This is a genomic window from Micromonospora sp. 15K316, from assembly GCF_004348525.1.
Taxonomy (GTDB): Bacteria; Actinomycetota; Actinomycetes; order Mycobacteriales; family Micromonosporaceae; genus Micromonospora.
This window is the reverse complement of the sequence record NZ_SMKG01000377.1, coordinates 1-2,575: the sequence shown is the minus strand read 5'-3', so window position 1 is coordinate 2,575 and position 2,575 is coordinate 1. Positions and strand designations below refer to the sequence as shown.

Here is a 2,575-nt window from a genome sequence, read left to right as displayed (position 1 = left end):
GCCGTATCCCGGTGCGCCCTACCCGGGTGCCCCGCCCTATCCCGGTGCGCCGCCCTACGCCGGGCCGGCGCCGTACCCCGGTGCGCCCTGGCCGGCAGCCCCCTACGGCGGGACGCCGCAGCCGGCCGGACCGGGCGGGTACGTCCGACCCGGCCCGCCGGCCTGGAGCGAGCCGGGAGAGCCCCGGCAGCGGCTGCACCCGCTGAGCCCGGCCCTGCACGGCGCCAAGTCGCTGGTGGTGGTGATCGCCGGCCTCTCCTGGTCGACCCTGTCCCGGGTGGGCTTCGGCTGGTTCGCCGCGCTGGTGGTCGTGCTGGCCCTCGGGGCGACGGTGCTCTCGATCATCAGCTGGTACAACACCGGTTACCACGTCGTCGGCCGGGAGCTGCGGGTGTACGAGGGGCTGCTCTGGCGGCGTACCCGTGCCATCCCGCTGGAGCGGTTGCAGGCCGTCGAGGTGGTCCGCCCGCTACTCGCCCAGCTCACCGGGCTCGCCGAGCTACGGCTGGAGGTGGTCGGCGGCGGCAAGACCGAGGCGCCGCTGGCGTACCTCACCGTGGCCGACGCGGCCGCGCTGCGCGCGCGGCTGCTGACCCTCGCCGGTCCGGCCGGGGCGCCCGCGGTCGCGCCGACGCCCGGCCAGCCGGTGCCGACGCCGGCCGAGCCCGTCACGCCGACGGCGGCCCCGCCCGGCCGGCCGCTGCACACCGTGCGTAACAACGACCTGCTGGTCAGCCAGCTGCTCACCCCGCAGGCGTTCCTGCTGCCGTTCGGCGTGGCGTTCGTGGTGGTGCAGTTCCTCTCCGAGGGCTCGTGGTCGTTCATCGCGGTGGCGAGCACGCTCACCGCGATGGCCGGGGTGGTGCTGCAACCCGTCCGGCGCGTCCTCGACGACTGGAACTTCCGGCTCGCGCGCGACGACGGGACGCTGCGCGTACGCAACGGTCTGCTGGAGACCCGGGCGCAGACCGTCCCGCTGCACCGGGTGCAGACCGTACGGGCCACCTGGCCGCTGCTCTGGCGGATGAAGGGCTGGCTGCGGTTGCGGCTGGAGGTGGCCGGCTACTCGGTCGGCGAGGGCGACGAGCGCAACCGCCCGGACCGGCTGCTGCCGGTCGGCGACCTCCCCACCGCCGAGCTGATCGTGGGCGAGGTGCTGCCCGGGGTGCGCCTGGCCGGGCTGCCGCTCACCCCGCCGCCGCCCCGGGCGCGCTGGCTGCACCCCCTCGGGCGCAACGCCCTCGGCGCCGGGCTCCACGAACGGGTCGTGGCCGTCCGCTCCGGCCTGCTCACCCGGCAGCTGACCGTCGTGCCGTACGCCCGGATCCAGAGCGTCCGCGTGGTGCAGGGGCCGCTGCAGCGGTGGCTGCGGCTCGCCACCGTGCACGCGGACACCGCGGGTGGCTCGGGCGCGGCGGCCGAGTCCCGCGACGTCGACGAGGCGTGGGCGCTCGCCGCCGAGCTGGCCGCCCGGACGCGGACCGCCCGCCGGGTCGGCTGACCGGGGCCGGCTCAGCCGGTGACCCGGACCTCCGTCGGGACGGCCGGGGCGGCGTCACCGGGCGCGGCCGGTGGCTCGCCGGACGCCGGCCGGTCGTCGGTCGGCGTGGGGTCGCCGCCGGTCGTCGGGGTGCCGGCCGGTCCCCGGCGGGCACGCCGGGCGGCCCACCACCGCTCGGCCAGACCGACGACGAGGAACGTCACCCCGACGTACGCCCAGCCGACCAGCACGTCGATCACGTAGTGCTCGCCCGAGTAGACCAGGGTGAAGGTCATCGCCAGCGGGTAGGCCAGCAGCAGCGGCCACCACCGCTTGCGGGTGGCGGTCAGGAAGAACAGCACCACGAAGAGCGCCCAGGCGGTGTGCAGCGACGGCATCGCGGCCACCGGGTTCGAGGCGATCTGGCCGGCGTTGAGCAGGTTGCCGGCGCCGTGCATGCCGAACTCCTTCCACCCCCGGGTGGAGATGCGGGCCACCTCCTCGATCAGGCCGTTCTGCGCCGCCCACCAGGGTGGGGCCGCCGGGTAGAGGAAGTAGGTGACCAGGCCCGCGGCGCAGAGGAAGCCCCAACGACGCATGTACGCCCCCCACCGTGCCCGGTTGCGCAGCCACAGCACCGCGGCGGCGCTGAGCGCGACCACGAAGTGGGAGAAGTAGACCCAGCTGGCCGCGACGTCCCACCACTGCACGTCGGGCCGGTACAGGTGCTGCTGGAGCCAGACGGTGGGCACCTGCCCGCCCGTCGCCCAGCCGAACATGAACCGGTCGGCCGCCACCAGCTCGTACGCGTGCGGCACGGCGCCGTTGTCGGCGAAGCCCCGAGAGAGGTTGTAGACGGCGAAGAGCAGCACCACCGGCACCCAGTCCCGGGCGAAGCGCAGGTGGCTGCGCCAGGGCCGGGACGAGTGCCAGGCGATGGTGGCCGCCCAGATCCAGAGGAAGGCGTACGCCGGGTCGGTGGGGAGACCGATCAGGAGCCAGCCGGCGACGAAGGCCACCCCCCAGATCGTCATGGCGACCAGGCGGCGACGCCCGCCGCCCGGCGACGGGGACGGGTCGGTCCGGGCGGGGGGC

Annotated in this window: 2 protein-coding genes; one reads left to right on the top strand and one right to left on the bottom strand. The window is 75.8% G+C overall.

Annotated features, from left to right (window positions below; translation table 11 throughout):
- The coding region (locus E1211_RS31590) for a PH domain-containing protein (protein ID WP_243709798.1) at positions 1 to 1,501 on the top strand (1,501 nt) is incomplete at its 5' end.
- Between the two features lie 11 nt (positions 1,502 to 1,512).
- On the opposite strand, the gene E1211_RS31585 is transcribed toward E1211_RS31590, so the two are convergent.
- Complete coding sequence (locus tag E1211_RS31585) at positions 1,513 to 2,523, bottom strand: phosphatase PAP2 family protein (RefSeq protein ID WP_371686231.1); 1,011 nt, start codon at positions 2,521 to 2,523, stop codon at positions 1,513 to 1,515.
- Between the last annotated feature and the right edge of the window lie 52 nt (positions 2,524 to 2,575).